Source organism: Serratia sp. CoH_134_PS_4 (assembly GCF_058190535.1).
On record NZ_JBXWKI010000034.1, the window covers coordinates 1 to 4,605 of the forward strand.

Genomic DNA, 4,605 nt, shown 5'->3' on the forward strand with positions numbered 1-4,605 from the left:
AGCTGCTCTAATGCGCTCAGCAACTGTTTTTCCAGCTCCGTCATGTGCTATTTCCCCGCCAGTATCATCCAGCTCGAATCCTCCCCGAAGACTCCGGCCTCCGGGTTCACCTTCACGCAGGGACGTTTGCTGTCCCCGCACACCGACAGCCGCACGCCGTTGTTCTTCTTCGACAGCATGGCTTCCGTCCGCTTCATCTCGCTGATAAGCGTGTAATGATCGCGTATCTGTTCCCCCTGCCACCACAGAATGCTCCCGCTCGTACCGATCAGCAGTACCGAGACCATCACCACGGTCAGCCACGTTCGCCCTACCATACGCAGCACGTTCAGTCGGTTCGACTGCATGGCTGCGTTCATCCCCTGTTCGTGAGCGCTGATAGCGTTGCTGATTCGCTTCGCGCTGGCGTTCAGTTCCGCTTTTACACACTGCTCGTGCTCGCTGAATGCGGCTTTCAGCATCTCGCCGGTACTCTGCTGCTGCGCTTTCGATTTCTGCTCTAAGTCCTTCGCCAGCGTTAAAAGACTGTTCATAGATGGCTCCCTTCAATCGGATGTTTCGCCCCCCGTCCGGGTCGGCAATGCTGATGCTGCTTTTCGTCGTGCGCACCACCTCAAAACCAGCAAGTTCCAGCGCCTCAGTCACGTCCTGACGCGTTTTCAGCTCCCCGGACGAGGCTAACGCCAGTAAACCCCGCGTAATCGCCTGAGCGGCTTCCTGCTTCGCTTCCGGCAGCGCGGACGGCGTGACCAGCGCACGCCGGTTTTCCGGCGCGTTCGGATCGTGCAGCCCCAGCCTGCCGTTCACGATCGTCTGCCAGGCATTGATGCGCGGACGGTCGGCCCGGTCGTAATACGGCTGGAGCCGTTTGCCGGTCAGCAGCTCCGTGTTCGGGATCAGGAAATTCAGCTCCAGCCGCCCTTTGTCCTGGTGCTCAACCCACAGCACGCTGTACTGGTCTTTATCGAGTCCGGGCATCAGAACCCGCTCGAAGCTCGCCATCAGTTTTTCACGCTGACCCGGGGGTAAGTCCTGCTCGGCAAACGACAGCACCCCGGAGGTGTATTTTTTGGCATAGGGCGAGGCGTCGATAAGCTCCCGGACTTCTTCCGACTTCCCCTGCAGAACGCTGGCGCCTTCGCGCTGCCGATCTTTCCCCAGCAGATAATCCACCGGACCCGCTCCGCCCCCGCGCCCTCGCGGGTGAAACTTAACGATCATCGTCTGCCCCCTTTTCCAGCACCGCGTGCCGCAGCCGCTCGAGTCCGGCATCGATGGCCATCAGCGCGGCGATAACCTGCACCCGGTCATGTCCGGTACCGCCACCGGCGTTAACCTGCCGGGCAATCTGGTTGAGGTTGTTCCCCATGCCGGCAAGCTGACGAAGCAGCGCCGGCGAGATCGACGGAAGTTTGCCGGCACGCGCTGGCTTCTCGTCCAGGCACGTCTGGCGCATCCAGGCCGCGAGCTGTTTACCGTCGCAGCGCTCCAGCAGACGCCGGTGCTCATCTTCCGTTACCCACATCGTGAGCATCTTGCTGCGTTTATCTGCCAATCCAGCCTCCTGATAACGCCGGGACGGGCGGGAAATAATTTCCCGGGCGGCGCGGTGTTGGACAAGCCGCAGGCGCGTCAGTCGCTTTTAGCGGGTTTCGGGGCGCAGCCCTGAACCAGTCACGTAGCGCTAGCGGAGTGTATACTGGCTTAATATGGTAGAGCTGAGTTGTGTGTGGGTCAAAGGGCCTATGGAAAAGAGGGGAAAAGGAAGCTCAGGAGTGACCAGGATAAATGCTGAAATTGGTGATATGACGCCTCCTCGCTCATTCGCTCACTGACGTTCGGTCATGAGACTGCGGCGGGCGTTACGTGTTTTTCAGGGAAAGATTTGATTTATCAGGATTCAGATGTACAAAAGCCCCGTGACAGAATCACAGGGCTTCGGTACTCTAATTCTTGCAGATGCCTGCCAGGATCAGACGTAGCAATCAAATCCTAGCAGGGCTGGCTAGCGATGTCACTACCAGCTTAATACCATTCAACGACATTAAAATCATATCTGCACCTTAGACACTCAGGTCTACGCCCCGGACTCCGGCAGGATAAACAGGCATACGGTGGGAATAAAATCCTAACCAACTCGGGAAAGCAGTTGGCTCTACCCCGTCTCGCAGTACGATAACTGGCACCTGATAAAGTGAGTTTCTAGGGAGTAGTAAGCGGCATAGTGTGATTGCAAACGTCGGACACTATGCCCACACAATCGAACCTTTTGCAGGGTAAGACAAACAAGAAACGAGCTAGACGAAGGTCGCTACGCTCCCCGTGATTTTTATATACCCACCACGGGGGCATTAGGCCTTTTTTTATAAAAAAAAGGAAATTTAGATGAGTGAGTTACAGAACAGGCTGGTATTTAGTCAAAGCCCTGAAGTTGAGCTGGGTTCTAATTTTTTTATCAATGTCCCAGTAATACTTCAGTATAAAGATACCCCTATGATTAGCGTTGAGAATACGGTTGATGCAGGTTTTACTACAAGTATCCCTATCTATCACAGTGATGGTACATATCTAGCCAAGGCTAAAGGAACCCAACTTTACCTTACTGATGAAGGTAAAAAAGCGGGGGTAACTCTCCGTCATGAAGACAAGATCACTGTCTGTCTCATTAATGGAAAAGAAGCATTTGAAATAAGAAGACAAAGTGCCGCTGCGCTAAAAGCGGAAGCAGAACTTTATGTTCCTGATGGAAAATTAATAAGTTACCGCGGGCCTTCACCACAATTGTTCAATACAGACAATAATCAACTAACTATAGGTGGCTTAGTGATGACAGGATCTACAATTAGCGGATGTAAGATAGGTATATTACTAGATGAAACCAGTATAGCTATTGGCGTAAATCGGTAACCATTTACCATAACATCCCTTTCGTGCACCGCCCCGGACAGGTTCAGCGCGAATACGGCCTCAGCCCGGTAAAACCGGCAGTAAACTCCCCGGTAAACCGCGCCGCCTGCGCCAGATAAATTTCACCCGAATGCTGTATTAGCTCAGACCTGATCTGACAGTTACCGGTTATTTATACAGGTATCTGTCAGATTACATCTGGCTTAAGTTTTTCTCAGCCCAGATGCGTTTTCCATCAAGCAATGTTTCCATTGGCGTCCGGCCACAGCACATTTTCCCCTGATGAGTTCGCTCATTATTGTAGTGAGCAAGCCATGCATCAAGATCTGATTGTAATGTATCGAGTTCACCATACAGTTTTTTGCGAAACGCTACCTGATAAAATTCCTGCAATATCGTTCTGTGGAACCGTTCGCAGATGCCATTTGTCTGCGGCGACATTGCTTTGGTTTTCGTGTGGTCGATATCATTTATTGCCAGATAAAGCTGGTAATCATGCTGCTCCACTTTGCCACAGTACTCCGTGCCCCTGTCAGTCAGTATTCTCAGCATCGGCAGGCCCTGAGACGCGTAAAACGGCAACACGCGATCATTCAACAGGTCAGCCGCTGTAATCGGCGTTTTAGTGACATACAGCTTACAGTGCGCAACCTTCGAGTACGTATCAACGAACGTCTGCTGATAAATACGTCCGACGCCTTTCAGGTTGCCCACGTAGAATGTGTCCTGAGAACCCAGATAGCCCGGATGCGCGGTTTCAATTTCGCCACAGGCCTCGTCATCACTGGCTTTGCGTTCCAGTGCGGCGATCTGGCTGTCAGTCAGCTCGATACCCTCACGAGCCACTTTTTCTTCCAGTGCTTTCAGACGCTTTTTGAAGTTTTCAAGATTGTGGCGCAGCCAGACAGAGCGGACACCACTTCCTGAGATAAAAACGCCCTGTTTACGCAGCTCATTGCTGGTCCGGTGCTGACCATGCGCAGGAAACGCGACTGCATAGTCAACAACGGCCTGTTCAGTTGCGTCGTCGGTACGATTTTTGAGATTGGGGGCGCGTCGGCTGCGGTTAATCAGCGCATCCACACCGCCTTCATCAGCCAGTTCGCGATAACGGTAAAACGTATCGCGGGAGACGCCCATGATTTTACAGGCTTTAGACACGTTGCTGAGTTCTTCAGCCAGATTGAGCAAACCTGTTTTGTGTTTAATGACGGGATTGGTAGTATGAAGCATGAGAGTTACCTCGTGTTTTGTATAAGGATTCGACACCCATATCAAAACCGGTAACTCTCAACCTTTCAAGGCCATATGTCAGATCAAGTCGCGACTAATACACGAATGCATAGCCATGCATTCGGGTGAATGGCACCGGCTTTCAGAGCAGATCCCCGACGAAAGCTCCGTTTTACCCGGTTTGTTACAGCGACGGGCCATCATACGTCCGCTGTCGCTGCAATCGTTCCAGCTCCAGCGCTTTCTGATGCTGTGCCGCCCGCGCCTGCTGCCGGTGTGCTTCAATCGCGTTCAGCCTTTCGACAACCGGATTAGCTGCTCGCTCAAACTCTGCACCTGCCTGCTCAAGCCCGAGACGCGCTCGCTCAGCGCTGCGTTCTCCCGTTGCATAAGACCAGACATCGTCCGCCATTCCGCGAAGGCGTTCTCCCACTCGTCCAGCCTTTTCGAGTAGTCCTGCTGTAG

The 4,605-nt window shown here is 53.1% G+C and carries 5 protein-coding genes; 1 reads left to right on the top strand and 4 read right to left on the bottom strand.

Annotated features, from left to right (window positions below; all coding sequences use genetic code 11):
• Both mbeA and AC2FCQ_RS24520 read right to left on the bottom strand, forming a co-directional pair.
• Positions 1 to 1,221, bottom strand: a 1,221-nt coding sequence (gene mbeA, locus AC2FCQ_RS24515) for a plasmid mobilization relaxase MbeA (RefSeq protein ID WP_490309160.1), incomplete at its 3' end; no start/stop codon positions are given.
• Positions 1,211 to 1,534, bottom strand: a complete 324-nt coding sequence (locus tag AC2FCQ_RS24520; RefSeq protein ID WP_211271133.1) for a MobC family plasmid mobilization relaxosome protein — start codon at positions 1,532 to 1,534, stop codon at positions 1,211 to 1,213. The genes mbeA and AC2FCQ_RS24520, both read right to left, overlap by 11 nt.
• Positions 1,535 to 2,385: 851 nt before the next feature.
• Between AC2FCQ_RS24520 and AC2FCQ_RS24525 the strand changes: the two genes are divergently transcribed.
• Positions 2,386 to 2,907, top strand: a complete 522-nt coding sequence (locus AC2FCQ_RS24525) for a hypothetical protein (RefSeq protein WP_064645616.1) — start codon at positions 2,386 to 2,388, stop codon at positions 2,905 to 2,907.
• 192 nt (positions 2,908 to 3,099) lie between these two features.
• On the opposite strand, the gene AC2FCQ_RS24530 is transcribed toward AC2FCQ_RS24525, so the two are convergent.
• Both AC2FCQ_RS24530 and AC2FCQ_RS24535 read right to left on the bottom strand, forming a co-directional pair.
• The gene (locus tag AC2FCQ_RS24530; RefSeq protein WP_306686541.1) at positions 3,100 to 4,140 is read right to left on the bottom strand and encodes an IS481 family transposase; all 1,041 of its coding nucleotides are present in this window, start codon (positions 4,138 to 4,140) and stop codon (positions 3,100 to 3,102) included.
• Positions 4,141 to 4,431: 291 nt separating this feature from the next.
• A partial coding sequence (locus tag AC2FCQ_RS24535) for an MbeD family mobilization/exclusion protein (RefSeq protein WP_490309166.1) occupies positions 4,432 to 4,605 on the bottom strand: 174 nt, incomplete at its 5' end.